This is a genomic window from Micromonospora sp. C41, assembly GCF_018070485.1.
Classification (GTDB): Bacteria; Actinomycetota; Actinomycetes; order Mycobacteriales; family Micromonosporaceae; genus Micromonospora; species Micromonospora chalcea.
The window spans coordinates 255,069-269,862 of sequence record NZ_JAGPXP010000001.1 but is presented as its reverse complement, the minus strand read 5'-3'; the positions used below and the strand labels follow the sequence as shown (position 1 = coordinate 269,862).

Sequence of the window (14,794 nt, the reverse complement as noted above, 5' to 3'; positions counted from 1 at the left end):
GGTCGTCACCGTCGGCGCGCTCCTCCTCGGGTACGCGCTGATCGTGCCGTGGATCTACGCGGGAGTGCAGATCTGAGGCCCGGAGCGCGAACACCTACGTGACGCGGTAGGCGGTGTAGCGCACCCGGTCGGCCTCGCGGATCGCCGACGCCACGAAGATCGACTGCTCCAGCGCGGCCAGCGCGGGCACCGACGTCTCCAGTCGTACGCCCAGGCGAAAGTAGTACTCGGCGGGGTCGACCGCGTCGCCGCGCAACAACGCCGCGAGGATCTCCGGGCGGCCGCTGCGGACGCCGAACGTCCGGAGGTAGACGTGGCCGCCGTCGGCGGTGCGCGCCGAGTAGCGCGTGTCGATCTCGATCGCGCCGTCGGGGCGGACCAGCTGCCAGTCGGCGCCGCCGGGCAGGATGTCGGCGTCGAACAGGCCGGTGACCCGGCCGCCGACGACAGGCACCACGCGCCGGTGGCCCGCGCGGGTCACCCCGTGGTCCTCCAGCGCGCCGAGCCGCACCTCCACGTCGAACGCGGCCTCCAGTCCGGGCACCGCCGGGGCGCTGACCGCGGGTCGACGCGTACTCATGGGGTGTCCTTGGTGTCCGCGAGCGCGTCGCGCAGGCGCTCCAGCGCGGGCACCGCGGCGGCGAGGGCCGCGCGGTCCGCCGCCGACAGGGTGGCCGCGGCGCGGGCGACCAGGTCTCCGCTCGCGAGGTCGAAGCGGTCGAACAGGTCGAGGGCCTTCGGGGTGGCCAGGACGTCGACGTGGCGGTGGTTGCCGGGACGGGGGCGGCGCTCGACCAGGCCGTTGCCCTCCATCGTGGTGAGCAGGTTGCTGACCGTCGAGCGGCTCAGGCGGAGTCGTTCGGCCAGCTCACCGGGGCCGGACACGGTGCCGCGGGGCAGTGCCCGCACGATCTCGATCTGCGCGTCCGGGATCTCCGGCAGGTGCTCGGCGGCCCGGGCGGCGGCGAGCAGCGTGCGGCGCAGCGGTGAGATGACCGAGGCCAGGCGTGCCGCGTCCAGTTCGGCCGATTCGGGGCCGGTCACGGCAGGACACCGGAGAAGACCGTCGGCGTCAGGGAGGCGCGTTCGTTGAGATCGGCGGGCAGGAAGCCGGCCGCCTTCTTGTAGCCGGTGGCGATCTCGGTGAGCTCCTCCGGCGGGATGACGTCGTGGATGTGCGCGAACCCGTCCGGCGCGCGCTCGCGGGCGAGCACCATCACCTGCTCCGGGCCCTGCCGCCGGTTGCTCAGCACGAGCGCGGTGGTCGCCGGCCGCCGGTCCGCCTCGTAGGCGTCCAGCGCCGCCGGGACCGTCGTCGCGGTGGCGAGGTGGAAGGCGAGGGTACGCGCGTCCAGGATCGCCTGCGACGCCCCGTTGGAGCCGTTCGGGTACATCGGGTGTGCCGCGTCTCCGAGCAGCGTCGTGTTCCCGTGGGTCCACGTGTCGATGGGGTCGCGGTCCACCATGGGGTATTCGAGGATCTCGTCGGCGGCGGCCAGCAGTTCCGGCACGTCGAGCCACGGGAAACGCCAGTCCGCGAAGAGCGCGACGACGGGCGCGGGGTCGACCGCCCGGTTCCAGTCCGCGTTGGGCCCGGCGAAGCCGGGGCCGCGCCGCTCGGCCACGACGTTGATCACGCCGGGACCGATCGGGTACGCGACGAACTTCTGCTCCGCGTCCCCCGCCATGATCATGGTTCGCCCGTCCAGGAATCCGGGTGCCCGGGCCGTCCCCCGCCACAGCGTCAGCCCGTTCCAGAGCGGCTCACCCTCGTCGGGCTGATGTTGCCGGCGCAGCGCGGAGTGGATGCCGTCCGCGCCGACGATCAGGTCGGCCGCGACGCTCACCTCTCCCGCTGCCGCGGCGAAGCGTGCGACGCCGTCGTGGACGCCGACGAGCCGGTGCCCGGTGCGCACCACGTCCGCGCCCAGCCGTTCCCGCACCACTGCGAGCAGTTCCATCTGGAACCGGCCGCGGTGCACGGAAAGCTGCGGCCAGCGATATCCGGCGTCCAGCCCGCGCGGCTCGCTCCAGATCTGCTGACCGTGCCGGTTGTAGTAAGCGAGTGTGCCGGGTGCGGCGCCCAGCCTTTCCACGCGTTCTCCGAGGCCCAATTCGGTCAGCTCTCGGACGGCGTGCGGGAGCAGATTGATCCCGACGCCGAGTGGGCGCAGCGCGTCGGCGCGCTCATAGACGGCGATGTCACGGAAGCCGGCCCGGTGCAGGCTGAGCGCGGTGGTGAGGCCACCGATACCAGCGCCCACGATCACGATCGCCAAGTCGTCGCCCCCTCCGCCACCGCACAGTTTGGTCACAAAATCGTCGTTCGTCAAGACGCATTGTCATCGAGGTCTGACCACTTCGGGCGCAATGCGAGTGGCCTTATCAGAATTCTTGACAATCAATCAACTCTGCACGACGCTGATCGACGCGGTCGGATGGTTCATCTCTGTTCGCCGGCCCCACTCCTCCGGATGCACCAGCGCTTCGCACGGAAGGGCTCGTCCATGAAGAAGGTCACCGCCCTGGCTGTTCTCGCCAGCGTCGCGATCGCCCTGACCGGCTGCACCGACTCCGACGCCACCGATCCGTCCCCCGGGTCGAGCGGCGAGCTGCGCAAGGTCCGCGTGGCGGCGCTGCCCATCAGCGAGACCGCCGCGCTGTGGGGCGGCATCAAGGCGGGCATCTTCCGGGAGCAGGGGCTCGACGTGGAAGTGGTGCCCGCACAGGGCGGGGCCCAGGCCATCCCGGCCCTGATCAACGGCGACATCGACTTCGCCATCGGTCAGCCGTTCGGCCCGTTCCGGGCCGACCTGCAGAACCTCGGCGTGGTGATCATCGGCAACTACGCGTCGTCCTACGCCGACGGTGACGACATCAACGCCGTGCTGGCGTCGGCGAAATCCGGCATCACCCGGCCGTCCCAGCTCGCCGGGCGCAAGGTGTCGGTGAACAGCCTGGGCGCCGCCGGCGACGTCACGATCATGGCGGCGGTCGAGAAGGACGGCGGCGACCCCACCAAGGTCAAGTTCGTCGAGGTGGCCTTCCCGGACGCGCCCGCCCAGCTCGCCGCCGGCAACATCGACGCAGCCTGGGTGACCGAGCCGTTCATCACCCAGATGCGCAAGCGCGGCGACGTCCTCGTGGTCGCTCCGTACCAGGCCACCGTCCCCGGACTCACCACCCTGACGACGATCACGTCGAGCAAGCTGAAGGACTCCGACGCCACGCTCGTCGCGGACTTCTCGGCGGCGATGAAGAAGACGCTCGCCTGGGCCAAGGATCCGGCCAACGAGAAGGATCTGCGCCAGGCCATCAAGGACAACCTCGAACTGCCGGAGGCGGTGGCGGACTCCGTGCGGCTCCCGTCGTTCGGGTGGGAGCTCGACCGGGCCGGCCTGGAGCAACTGGCGACGCTCGCCCAGAAGTACCGCGTGCTCGACCGGCGCCCCGACTTCGACCGCCTCATCCAGCAGCAGCAGTAGCCGGCCGATGCGCAAGATCCTGCTGGGCGCCGTCGGCCTGCTGGGGTTCCTCGTCGTCTGGCAACTGATCCCGGCGCTGGGGCTGGTCGACCCGGACTACCTGCCGTACCCCACCGACGTGTTCGGACGGCTGGCCCAGGAGGTCCGCGACCTGGCGTTCTGGCGTCGGGTCCGGCTCACCATGACGTCGTGGGCGATCGGTCTGACGGTGGCGACGCTCGCGGCGGTCGCGCTGGGCACCGTGGTCGGGATGGTGCCGTTCCTGCGTCGCGCGACCCACACGACAGTCGAGTTCCTGCGACCGGTGCCGTCGGTCGCGCTGATCCCGCTGGCCGTGCTGATGTTCGGCCTGCAGATGCGCGCCGCTCTCGTCATCATCGTCTACGCGGCGTTCTGGCAGGTGTTCGTGCAGGTGATCTACGGCGTCGCCGACGTCGACAGCGTCGCCCGGGACACCGCGCGGAGTTTCGGCCTCACCCGCGCCGAGCGGCTGCGCTACCTCATCCTGCCGACCGCTCTGCCGTACCTGATGACCGGCCTGCGCCTCGGCGCGGCGGTCGCGCTCATCCTGGCCGTCACCGCCGAGATGGTGATCGGCAACCCCGGCCTCGGTCGGATGATCGAGCTGTCCCGCTCCGCCGGTGACGCCGTCGGCCTGTACGGCCTCGTCGTGGTCACCGGGATGCTCGGCCTGCTGGTGAACGTCGTGTTCCGCTTCGTCGAACGCCGCTCGCTGGCCTGGCACCAGTCGGTGCTCGCGGACGAGGCGGCCCGATGACCGCCGTCGGCGCGGCAAAGGCCCGCCCTCGTGACCTGGGCGTCAGGGTCGCCGAGAACCTCCTGTTCGCGGTCGGCCTTCCGATCCTGGCCGTGGGCCTCTGGGCGGTCTGGTCCACCCGGTCGACGAGCCGGTTCCTCGTCGGCCCCGGCACGCTCCTCGACGCGTTCCGGCAGACCTGGATCGGCCCGGCGTTCGTCGAGGACGTCCTGCCGAGCGTGTACCGGCTCCTGATCGGCCTGTTCGCGTCGATCCTGCTCGGCGTCGCCGCCGGCGTCGTCATCGGCCGGCTCCGCCCGCTACGCGAGATGCTCGAACCGCTGCTGGAGTTCTTCCGCGCGATTCCGCCGCCGGTGCTGATCCCGGTCGCGATGCTCCTGCTCGGCATCACCGACACCATGAAGGTCGTCGTCATCACCTCCGGCGCGATCTGGCCGATCCTGCTGAACACGATCGAAGGCGTCCGGTCGACCGACAGCGTGATGCTGGAGACCGCGCGCTCGTTCCGGATCTCGCGGTGGGACCGGCTGTGGCTGCTGATCCTGCCGGCGGCGAGTCCGCGCATCATGACCGGCGTACGGCAGGCGCTCTCGGTGGCCCTGATCCTCATGGTCATCTCGGAGATGTTCGCGTCGTCGGCCGGTCTCGGCTACCGGATCGCCTACTTCCAGCGGAACTACCTCATCGCCGAGATGTGGAGCGGCATCCTCCTGCTCGGCCTCATCGGCGTCTTCCTCGCCGTGGCCTTCGGTGTCGTCGAACGCCGCGTCCTGCGCTGGTACCACGGAATGAAGGAGATCACCCGTGCCTGACGGGACCCCCCTGTTGCGGGTCGAGCACCTGCGGAAGGTCTACGCCTCCGGCCGGGGCGAGGTCGAGGCGATCGGGGATCTCAGCTTCACCATGGATCCCGGTGAGCTGCTGTGCGTCGTCGGTCCCTCCGGCTGCGGCAAGACCACGCTCCTGAAATGCCTCGCCGGACTGCTGCGGCCCACCAGCGGCCTGGTCGAGATGGAGGGCTCGCCGGTGACCGGGCCGAGCCCGGCGATGGCCGTGGTCTTCCAGGAGTACGGCCGCAGCCTCTACCCGTGGCTGACCGTCCGCGGCAACGTGGAGCTTCCGCTCCGCCACAAGAAGCTCTCCCGCGCCGAACGCGCCCGGCTGGTCGCCGACGCCCTCGACGCGGTCGGGCTGCCGCAGTCGGCGCGCAGCCACCCGTGGCAGCTCTCCGGCGGAATGCAGCAACGGGTGGCGATCGCCCGCGCCATCGCGTACCAGCCGGACGTGCTGATCATGGACGAGCCGTTCGCCGCGGTGGACGCGCAGACCCGCGCGGACCTGGAGGACCTCGTCCGCGAACTGCACCTGACCCGGGGGATCTCCACCGTCTTCGTGACGCACGACATCGACGAGTCCGTCTACCTGGGCCAGCGCGTGCTCGTCCTGTCGAACTCACCGACCCGGGTCCAGGAGGACCTGGTGATCGACCTCCCGGCGGAACGCGATCAGCTCACCACCCGGGCCCTGCCCCGGTTCACCGAACTGCGGACCCACGTCTACGAGCAGATCCAGCGGGCCAAGCGCGGGCCGGTGGTCCCGTCCTCGCGGGCCCACCGGCCATAGTCGCATCGATCACCGCGGATCTATGTTCGGGGTGACGACCGATGGAGGGCGGAAGCATGATCGGAACCCTGGTGGAGAACGGTCTCACGGCGTTGGCCGCCTACGACTCCTACGGCCAGGAACAGATCGACGGGATCGTGAAGAAGGCGTCGGTGGCGGCGCTCGGCCGGCACGCCGAACTCGCGATGCTGGCGGTCGAGGAGACCGGTCGCGGCGTGTTCGAGGACAAGGCGGTGAAGAACATCTTCGCCTGCGAACACGTCACCAACCACATGGCCGACGTCCGCACGGTCGGGGTGATCGCTCAGGACGACATCACGGGCATCACCCAGATCGCCGAGCCGGTCGGCGTGGTGGCCGCGGTGACGCCCGTGACGAACCCGACCTCGACCACCATCTTCAAGGCGCTGCTGGCCCTCAAAACCCGCAACCCGGTCATCTTCGCCTTCCACCCGGCGGCGCAACGGTGCAGCCAGGAAGCGGCCCGCACGGTCCGCGACGCCGCCGTCGCCGCCGGCGCGCCGGAGCACTGCATCCAGTGGATCGACGAGCCGTCGGTGGCCGCGACGAACGAGCTGATGCGGCATCCCGACGTCTCGGTGGTCCTGGCGACAGGCGGCAACGCCATGGTCCGCGCCGCCTACTCCACCGGCAAACCGGCGCTGGGCGTCGGCGCCGGGAACGTCCCCGCGTACCTGGAGGCGTCGGCCGACGTGGCCCGCGCGGTGAACGACGTGGTGCTGTCCAAGGCGTTCGACAACGGCATGATCTGCGCCTCCGAGCAGGCCGTCATCATCGACGACGCGATCCGGCCGGCCGCCCTCGCCGAGTTCCGGCGACTGCACGCCCACATCGCGACGCCGGAGGAGAAGTCGCTGCTGGAGAAGCTGCTCTTCGGCTCCGGGAAGCTCAACCCGGACGTGGTCGGGCAGCCGGTGACCTGGATCGCCGAACACGCCGGATTCCCGGTCGACCCGGACACCTCGATCATCCTGGTTCCGGTCGACCGGGTCGGCCCGGCCGAGCCGCTGACCCGGGAGAAGCTCTGCCCGGTGCTCGCCCTGCTGCCCGCCACCGGCCACGACCAGGGATTCGAGTACGCCGAGCAGATGGTCGAGTTCGACGGCCTGGGGCACAGCGCCGTCATCCACACGCGCGACGCCGACCTGGCCGAGGCGTACGGCCGCCGGGTCAAGGCCGTCCGGATCATCTGGAACGCGCCGGCCTCGCAGGGCGGCATCGGCGACATGTACAACGCCTTCCTGCCGTCGCTGACGCTGGGCTGCGGAAGCTACGGCCACAACTCGGTGTCGCACAACGTCACAGCGGTCGACCTCATCAACATCAAGCGGGTGGCCCGGCGGACGAACAACCTGCAGTGGTTCAAGGTGCCGCCGAAGATCTACTTCGAGCCGAACGCGATCCGCTACCTCGCCGACATGCCCGGCGTGCGCCGGGTCACCGTGGTGACCGACCACACCATGACCAGACTGGGGTACGTGGACCGCGTGCTGTCCGTGCTGCACCGCCGCCGCGAGCAGGTCGCCCTGCAGATCATCGACGACGTCGAGCCGGAGCCCAGCGTACAAACGGTCGACCGGGGCGCCGAGTTGATGCGCTCGTTCCGCCCGGACACCATCGTCGCGCTCGGGGGCGGTTCGGCGATGGACGCCGCCAAGGTGATGTGGCTGCGCTACGAGCACCCCGAGGTGGTCTTCGCCGATCTGCGGGAGAAGTTCTTCGACATCCGCAAACGCGCCTTCAAGTTCCCCACCCTCGGCGCGCTGGCCCAACTCGTCTGCGTTCCGACCACCTCCGGCACCGGAGCCGAGGTCACCCCGTTCGCGGTCATCACCGACACCGATTCCGGCAAGAAGTACCCGCTCGCCGACTACGCGCTCACCCCGAGCGTGGCGATCGTCGACCCGGTCCTGGCCGCCGACCTGCCGGCGGTGGTCACCGCGGACAGCGGCTTCGACGCGCTCACCCACGCCATCGAGTCGTACGTGTCGGTCTACGCCAACGACTTCACCGACGGTCTGGCCCTGCACGCCGTCCGGCTCATCTTCGGCAACCTCGCCCGGGCCGTGCACCAGGGCGCCGCGGACCCGGTGGCCCGCGAGAAGATGCACAACGCCGGCACGATCGCCGGCATGGCGTTCGGCAGCGCCTTCCTCGGCATCGTGCACGCCATGTCGCACACCCTGGGTGCCACGTTCCACGTCGCACACGGGCGCACCAACGCGATCCTGCTCCCGCACGTCATCGGGTACAACGGGACCGTGCCGAGCAAGCTCACCGGCTGGCCCAGGTACGAGACGTACCGGGCGCCGCAGCGCTTCGCCGACATCGCCCGTACCCTCGGGCTGCCCGCGGCCACCGACGCCGAAGCGGTCGAAGCCCTGGCCACGGCGATCGAGCGCCTGCGCGACGAGGTCGGCATCGAGCCGTCGTTCGCGGCCGTCGGGGTGGACGAGCGGGCCTTCCTCGCCGCGCTGCCGCAGCAGGCGCTGAACGCGTACGAGGACCAGTGCGCGCCGGCCAATCCGCGGATGCCGATGCTCGGCGACATGCAGGAACTGATGCGCGCCGCGTACTACGGATCGAGAGGGCCGAAGGTCCCGCGGCTTGCGGTCTGCGGCCCCCGGTGAACGAGCCCGGCTGGGCCTAACCTGGGTCCGGACATGACGAGATCAGTGAAAGGAAGCACGGTGACCGCGGTCGAATCCGAAATCCGTACGCTCGCCGAACTCGACGACACCGAACTCGCCCGTCTGGACGCGTGGTGGCGGGCGAACAACTACCTGACCATCGGGCAGATCTACCTGCAGGGCAACCCGCTGCTGCGCGAGCCGCTGTCGGCCGAGCACATCAAGCCGCGCCTGCTCGGCCACTGGGGAACCAGCCCCGGCCTGTCGCTGATCTACGCGCATGTCTCCCGGCTGATCCGGCACACCGGTCAGCAGGCGATCTACCTGGCCGGCCCGGGCCACGGCGGGCCGGCGCTGGTGGCCGCCGGCTATCTGGAGGGCACCTACAGCGAGATCTACCCGGACGTCAGCCAGGACGAGGCCGGGATGCTGCGCCTGTTCCGGCAGTTCTCCAGCCCGGGCGGCATCCCGTCGCACGTGTCGGTGACCACCCCGGGCTCCATCCACGAGGGTGGCGAGCTGGGCTACGTCCTGGTCCACGCGTTCGGCGCGGTGATGGACAACCCGGACCTGCTGGCCATCGCGGTGGTGGGCGACGGCGAGGCCGAGACCGGGCCGCTCGAGGGCTCCTGGAAGGGCGTGTCCTTCCTCAACCCCGAACGCGACGGCGCGGTCCTGCCGATCCTGCACCTCAACGACGCCAAGATCTCCGGTCCCACCGTACTCGGGCGCAAGGACCCCGAGGAGGTACGCCACCTGCTGCGGGGCCACGGCTACGACGTCATCGAGGTCGAGGGCTCCGACCTGCCCGGCATGCACCACCGCTTCGCCGCCGCGCTCGCCGCCGCGTGGACGAGGATCCGCGACATCCAGACCGCCGCCCGTGACGGTTCCTGGGACGGTACCCGCCCGACCTGGCCGCTGATCGTCCTGCGGTCGCCGAAGGGCTGGACCGGCCCGGACACCGTCGACGGGACGCCGGTCACCGGCACGTGGCGCTCGCACCAGGTGCCGCTGTCCGGCGTCAAGGACAACCCGGAGCACCTCGCGCTGCTCGAGCGCTGGCTCAGGTCGTACCGTCCGGAGGAGCTGTTCGATTCCACCGGCGCGCCGGTGGCGCTGATCCGGGACCAGGCCCCCGACGGCGACCTGCGGATGAGCGCCAGCCCGCACGCCAACGGCGGACTGCTGACCCGGGACCTGGACCTGCCGGACTTCCGGTCGTACGCGATCGAGGTGCCCCGGCCGGCGCAGCAGCGGGCCGAGTCGACGCGCAAGCTGGGCGAGATGATCCGCGACATCTACACGCGCAACGCCGACCGGTTCCGGTTGTTCTGTCCGGACGAGACCAACAGCAACCGCCTCGGCAGCGTCTTCGACGTCTCCGACCGTGCCTTCATGGAGCGGGTGACACCGGAGGACGTGGCGATCGGCCGCGACGGCCGGGTGATGGAGGTGCTGAGCGAGCACAACTGCCACGGCTGGCTGGAAGGCTACAACCTGACCGGCCGGCACGGCATGTTCGCCACCTACGAGGCGTTCGCGATGGTCAGCGCCTCGCAGACCGTGCAGCACGGCAAGTGGTTGCAGGAGGCCAAGCACCTGCCCTGGCGGGCGAAGGTGCCGAGCCTCAACGTGCTGCTCACCTCGACGGCGTGGCGCAACGACCACAACGGCTTCTCCCACCAGGGGCCGGGCCTGATCCAGGTGGTGCTCACCCAGCGGGGCGACGTCGCCCGGGTCTACCTGCCGCCGGACGCCAACACCCTGCTGTCGGTGGCCGACCACTGCTTCCGGTCGCGGTCGTACATCAACCTGATCGTCATCGACAAGCAGCCGCAGCTGCAGTACCTCTCCATGGACGAGGCGATCGAACACTGCGCCCGCGGCGCGGGGATCTGGGAGTGGGCCGGCACCGACGACGGCACCAGCGACCCCGACATCGTCCTGGCCTGCGCCGGCGACGTCGTCACCATGGAGACGGTCGCGGCGGCGCAGATCCTGCGCGAGCGGCTGCCCGGGCTCAAGGTCCGCGTGGTCAACGTGGTCAACCTGATGACCCTGGTCCGGCCCAAGGACCACCCGCACGGCATGAGCGAGACCCTGTTCACCGAGCTGTTCACCGACGACGTAGACGTGATCTTCTCCTTCCACGGCTACCCCGGCGCGATCCACCAGCTCGTCCACGGCCGCCCGGACGCGGACCGGTTCCGCGTGCGTGGCTTCATCGAGCAGGGCACGACCACCACGCCGTTCGACATGACGGTGCGCAACAAGGCGTCGCGGTACCACCTCGTGATGGACGCCATCAACAACGCCAAGCGCCTCCCGCGCGGCGCCGCCGACCTCAAGGCGTGGTGCCGCAGCCAGCTCGACCGCCACGAGACGTACGTGGTGGAGCACCTGGAGGACATGCCCGAGGTGCGCGACTGGGCCCTCGGCGACTGGGCCGCGCGCGGCTGAGGCAGGCGGAGACGGTGACGCCGCCCGGCGTCACCGTCTCCGTTCGCGTACGGGCGGGTCCGCCGTCAGAGGACGCGCGTGCGGCGCGACCCGGACGCGAGGCCCGCGATCGGGCCGACGGCGCCGTTGCGTCCCGGTTGCCGGGGTTCCCCGACCAGGTCGACGCCCATGACGGCCGGGCTGCCGTCCGCCTCCTCGAAATCCGCGTCGGCGCACCGGACCCGTTCCAGATCCCGGCCGGTGACCACACCGACACGGGCCTCGTCGAACGTCTCGGGCAGATCGGTGACGAGCCAGACCGCGTCGCCCTCGGCGACGACCGTCACCGTCGCGGCGCCCAGCACCCACGGCTCACGCTCGCCCGCGAACGGCCGGGCGCCCGCGGCGTAGGCGTTCGCCCGGGCGTACACCGGCTGTTTCACGTCGAGGTACTTCTTCTGGTCGCTGGGCGGCTGCTCGTCCAGGCGGGCCAGGTACTCCGCGAACGACGCGGAATGGCCGTCGTATCCGGCGGTGCCGCCCAGCGGCGTCCCTCGACCCTCCGCACCCGTCGCGTAGGCCGCGCCCGGATCGCCGCCCAGGAAGAGGTTGCCCACGTACCTGTCGTCCCCACCGTAGATCACCGCGTACCCGGCGACCTGCGTGCTGTGCGGCAGGTGGTACGGGGTGGCGCGGTCCAGCACCGGCTCCAGCCGCACCGTGCCGCAGATCAGGTTGTTGACGAAGGCACCGCCCTGGCTGAACAGCTCCAACGCGGCGGGTGAGCCGAAGATGTTGTGTTCGACCAGGTAGGGACCGTGGCTGACCTCGACGAAGAGGTCCCGGCAGTTGTCGTGGTAGACGTTGCGGGAGACCCGGGTGCCCTGCGCCTGCCAGTCCAGCCAGGTGCCGAGCGAGCAGTCGTGAATCCGGTTGTGCCGGATCACCACGTCGATGGCGGCGTGCAGCTTGATGCCGGCGATCTCGTACCCGTAGAACTCGCGTTTCAGGCCGATGCGGTGGATGTGGTTGTCCTCGATGGTGGAGAACGCACACCCGAGGTGACCCACTATCGCGTTCTGGCCGCAGTCGTAGATCGTGTTGCGGCGGATCACGTGCGAGCCGATGTGCTCCCGGTCCCACCCGATCCGGCGGGCCGCGAAGACCGACTCCAGCTGGTACTGGTAGCCCGGCTTGTCGCCGCGCAGAGCGGAGAAGTTCTGCCCGGTGGAGCCCTCCTTCCCGATCGAGATCGCCGAGCACTTGGCGTCGTGGATCACGTTGTCCTCGATGACCCAGCCCTTCGCCCAGCCGGGTCCGATCAGGCCCGGCTGGTCGGCGGTCGGTGGCGCCCACGGGCTGGCGGCGTGCGCCAACTCGAAGCCACGGACGGTGATGTAGTCCAGGTGCGGCTGTTCCGGGTAGAAGACACTGCGGCGTACGTTGATCTCGACCAGTTCCGTGTTCGGGTCGGCGCCCTGGAAGTTGGCCCAGATCGTCGTCTGTTCACCGACCTCGGCGTACCAGACGAGCCGGGTCTGGTCGGGATCGCCGACCGGACGGGTCACCCCGGTCCAGTCGTCGACGACCTCGGTACGCCGGGGCGGGTCCTCGACCTCCGCGCGGCTCCCCACCTCGAAGAAGCTCAGGCCGTTCAGGTAGACCTCACCGAGGTGCTTGGGTGGCGTGCCGGTGCGGTGGACGATCCAGTCACCTGTCACCTCCTCGGCGAACGGATTGAACGAGCCGAACAGCGCGTTGTCGACTCGTGCCCGCCACACCGTCCCGCCGAGCGGCTCCCAGCCGGTGACGCGCTCCGATCCCTTGATCACCACGTGCTCGCCGGGCGCGGCCTCGTAGGTGATGCGGCGGGAGTCGCTGAGACCGCCGTGGCGTGGCTTCACCCACTCGCGGTACTCCCCCGCGTGCACCACCACCGTGTCACCGGGCTGGGCGACGCCGGCCGCCCGGTTGATCGTCCGGAACGGCCGCTCGGCGCAGCCGTCGGCGCGATCGGAACCGCTTGTCGCCACATGGAATACGGATGCCATCCGGGGGTCCCTTCTGGAGATGTCTGTTCAGGTCCATACCGGCAGGTCGATCCGGGACGGGTGGTCGCCGCCGTGGGAGAACTCCTGCTCCACCCGTACCGTTTTGGCCGCGGTGGCGGCCGGCTCGCCGGTGCCGGGATTGCGGGCGTAGCGCGGATGCGCTCCGGAACTGACCTGCACGGCGACGCGGTGGCCGGCGGCGAAGCGGTGGAACGCCGGCCACAGCGGCACCTCCAGCTCGACGAACCCGTCCTCGTCCGGTTGCGGGTCGGTAGCCGTGGTACCGACGCCGCCGACGCGGCGGATCCCGTCGCACACGCTCATCGAGCGGCCGTCGGGGTGCACGTCGCAGATCCGCACGAACACGTCCGCGCTGGCCGCCGTCGAACGGAACCGGACATGGGCGGTCGGCTCCCCGGCGAGGACGAGCGCGTGCGCCAGCGGTGGACTGCGGAAGACGGCCACGTCCGCGCGGCGTTCGTGGGCGCTGTTGTCGACCGGCCCCGGGGACGGGCCCATGCCGGGGCCGCCGAGCGCGGGCGTGGGCCGGTCGGGATCGTAGGTGTAGCGGGTGCTGCCCGCGCCGGGGACGGCCGGGTCGAGCAGCCCCGAGGGGTGCAGGTGCCACCGCTGCGCCACGGTGCCCGGCGGTGGCCACGCGGGCAGATCGTGCCACTGCTCCGCGCCGGTGAGGAAGGCGCGCACGGGCGCCGGCCGGGTCGTGGGCGCGCCGGCGAAGTGTTCCTTGAGGAACGCGATGGACTCGGTGAGGAACGGGCTCTGCGCGCTGCTGTGGCCCCACGGGCCGATGGTCAGCCGGGGCGGGCGGCCGGCCGCGGCGAGTTGGGCGTAGTTGCGCAGCTGCCAGGGCAGGAAGATGTCGTACCAGCCGGTGGCCATGTACACGGGCGCGGTGACGTCGGGCACCGACGCGGTGTGCGACTGCCGGGTCCAGTAGTCGTCGGTGAGCTTCTCGTGGGCCAGCCAGTCCTGGTACCAGCTGATCGGGTGGCCCGCCACCGCGGTGTCGCCACCGGACAGCGGCAGCACGTCGAAGGCCGCGGCCAGCTTCCGGTCCGGCCGCCGCGCGAGCCACGCCCGGACCAGGGCGCCGCGCAGGCCCCGCAGGTCCATCCGGCGCGACCAGCCGAGCGAGCCCTCCAGCGAGAACGCGCCGTTGGTCCAGGTGATCGGGCCGAAGTCGGCCATCGTGACGTTCAGGCACAGCGCGTCCGGGGAGTTGCCGGGGTCGTCACGGCACATCCGTCCGGCCACCGCCCACTGGGTGTAGCCGAGGTAGCTCTCCCCGTACGTCGCGACGGTGCCGGTGCACCACTGCTGGCGGCGTACCCACCGGTGGGTGGCGATGCCGTCGCGCTGCTCGTCGAGCTGGGGCCGGAAACTGCCACCGGAGCCACCGGTGCCGCGGCAGCTCTGCACCAGCACCGTGAACCCCGAGCGGGCCAGCGCCGGCGCGTGGGTCAGCGAGCCGTGCCGGCCGTACGGGGAGCGGACGACGATCGTGGGCAACGGCGGTTCCACCACGCCGACCGGCTGGTAGAGGTCGGCGACCAGCTCCACGCCGTCGTCCATCGGCACGCGCAGCCCGCGCCGCACGGTGAAGGTGTACGGAAACTCCGTGGCCGCGTCGCGACGGGGGCGCCGGGACAGGAGGCGGCCGAGAACTGTCATCGCCCACTCGCGGGTTGTCCGATACGGTTCGCGACATCGACACTCGTGGAGGCGTTGTGCCCGTACGAGAAG

Annotated in this window: 11 protein-coding genes; 6 read left to right on the top strand and 5 right to left on the bottom strand. The window is 70.8% G+C overall.

What is annotated here, in order from left to right; all coding sequences use genetic code 11:
* Nucleotides 1-94: 94 nt before the first annotated feature.
* Genes KBX43_RS00505 through KBX43_RS00495 form a run of 3 tightly spaced genes read right to left on the bottom strand, consistent with a single transcriptional unit; the run spans nt 95 to nt 2,270 of the window.
* The gene (locus KBX43_RS00505) at nt 95-580 is read right to left on the bottom strand and encodes a DUF3237 domain-containing protein (RefSeq protein WP_051610848.1); all 486 of its coding nucleotides are present in this window, start codon (nt 578-580) and stop codon (nt 95-97) included.
* Entirely contained in the window at nt 577-1,044 is a 468-nt protein-coding gene (locus KBX43_RS31285) for a MarR family winged helix-turn-helix transcriptional regulator (RefSeq protein ID WP_198033248.1), read from the bottom strand. The genes KBX43_RS00505 and KBX43_RS31285 overlap by 4 nt, the downstream gene beginning before the upstream one ends.
* Nucleotides 1,041-2,270 (bottom strand): flavin-dependent oxidoreductase, encoded by a 1,230-nt coding sequence (locus KBX43_RS00495; RefSeq protein WP_307851450.1) that lies wholly within the window; start codon nt 2,268-2,270, stop codon nt 1,041-1,043. The genes KBX43_RS31285 and KBX43_RS00495 overlap by 4 nt, the downstream gene beginning before the upstream one ends.
* Before the next feature lie 237 nt (nt 2,271-2,507).
* On the opposite strand from KBX43_RS00495, the gene KBX43_RS00490 reads away from it, so the two are divergent.
* From KBX43_RS00490 to KBX43_RS00465, 6 genes are read left to right on the top strand one after another with little or no spacing between them, the layout of a single operon-like run.
* Complete coding sequence (locus KBX43_RS00490) at nt 2,508-3,485, top strand: ABC transporter substrate-binding protein (protein WP_113973117.1); 978 nt, start codon at nt 2,508-2,510, stop codon at nt 3,483-3,485.
* A gap of 7 nt (nt 3,486-3,492) precedes the next feature.
* Nucleotides 3,493-4,263, top strand: a complete 771-nt coding sequence (locus tag KBX43_RS00485; protein ID WP_043322952.1) for an ABC transporter permease — start codon at nt 3,493-3,495, stop codon at nt 4,261-4,263.
* Nucleotides 4,260-5,075, top strand: coding sequence for an ABC transporter permease (locus KBX43_RS00480; RefSeq protein WP_051610846.1), 816 nt, complete (start codon nt 4,260-4,262; stop codon nt 5,073-5,075). The genes KBX43_RS00485 and KBX43_RS00480 overlap by 4 nt, the downstream gene beginning before the upstream one ends.
* Nucleotides 5,068-5,886, top strand: coding sequence for an ABC transporter ATP-binding protein (locus tag KBX43_RS00475; protein WP_043322950.1), 819 nt, complete (start codon nt 5,068-5,070; stop codon nt 5,884-5,886). Before KBX43_RS00480 ends, KBX43_RS00475 begins: the two co-directional genes overlap by 8 nt.
* A gap of 56 nt (nt 5,887-5,942) precedes the next feature.
* Complete coding sequence (adhE, locus tag KBX43_RS00470) at nt 5,943-8,537, top strand: bifunctional acetaldehyde-CoA/alcohol dehydrogenase (RefSeq protein WP_247677018.1); 2,595 nt, start codon at nt 5,943-5,945, stop codon at nt 8,535-8,537.
* A gap of 33 nt (nt 8,538-8,570) precedes the next feature.
* Nucleotides 8,571-11,000, top strand: coding sequence for a phosphoketolase (locus KBX43_RS00465; RefSeq protein ID WP_113973056.1), 2,430 nt, complete (start codon nt 8,571-8,573; stop codon nt 10,998-11,000).
* 65 nt (nt 11,001-11,065) lie between these two features.
* Here KBX43_RS00465 and KBX43_RS00460 read toward each other — a convergent pair whose 3' ends face one another.
* A complete protein-coding gene (locus KBX43_RS00460) occupies nt 11,066-13,030 on the bottom strand; it encodes a right-handed parallel beta-helix repeat-containing protein (protein ID WP_210882246.1) in 1,965 nt (654 codons plus the stop codon).
* A gap of 27 nt (nt 13,031-13,057) precedes the next feature.
* Nucleotides 13,058-14,722, bottom strand: a complete 1,665-nt coding sequence (locus KBX43_RS00455) for a CocE/NonD family hydrolase (protein ID WP_210882232.1) — start codon at nt 14,720-14,722, stop codon at nt 13,058-13,060.
* Nucleotides 14,723-14,794 lie beyond the last annotated feature (72 nt).

Bases quoted from the DNA above. Each gene is read 5' to 3' on its own strand.
- KBX43_RS00485 (WP_043322952.1), top strand. From the start codon at position 3,493: ATGCGCAAGATCCTGCTGGGCGCCGTCGGCCTGCTGGGGTTCCTCGTC.
- adhE (WP_247677018.1), top strand. From the start codon at position 5,943: ATGATCGGAACCCTGGTGGAGAACGGTCTCACGGCGTTGGCCGCCTAC.
- KBX43_RS00465 (WP_113973056.1), top strand. From the start codon at position 8,571: ATGACGAGATCAGTGAAAGGAAGCACGGTGACCGCGGTCGAATCCGAA.
- KBX43_RS00455 (WP_210882232.1), bottom strand. From the start codon at position 14,722: ATGACAGTTCTCGGCCGCCTCCTGTCCCGGCGCCCCCGTCGCGACGCG.
- KBX43_RS00490 (WP_113973117.1), top strand. From the start codon at position 2,508: ATGAAGAAGGTCACCGCCCTGGCTGTTCTCGCCAGCGTCGCGATCGCC.
- KBX43_RS00505 (WP_051610848.1), bottom strand. From the start codon at position 580: ATGAGTACGCGTCGACCCGCGGTCAGCGCCCCGGCGGTGCCCGGACTG.
- KBX43_RS00460 (WP_210882246.1), bottom strand. From the start codon at position 13,030: ATGGCATCCGTATTCCATGTGGCGACAAGCGGTTCCGATCGCGCCGAC.
- KBX43_RS00480 (WP_051610846.1), top strand. From the start codon at position 4,260: ATGACCGCCGTCGGCGCGGCAAAGGCCCGCCCTCGTGACCTGGGCGTC.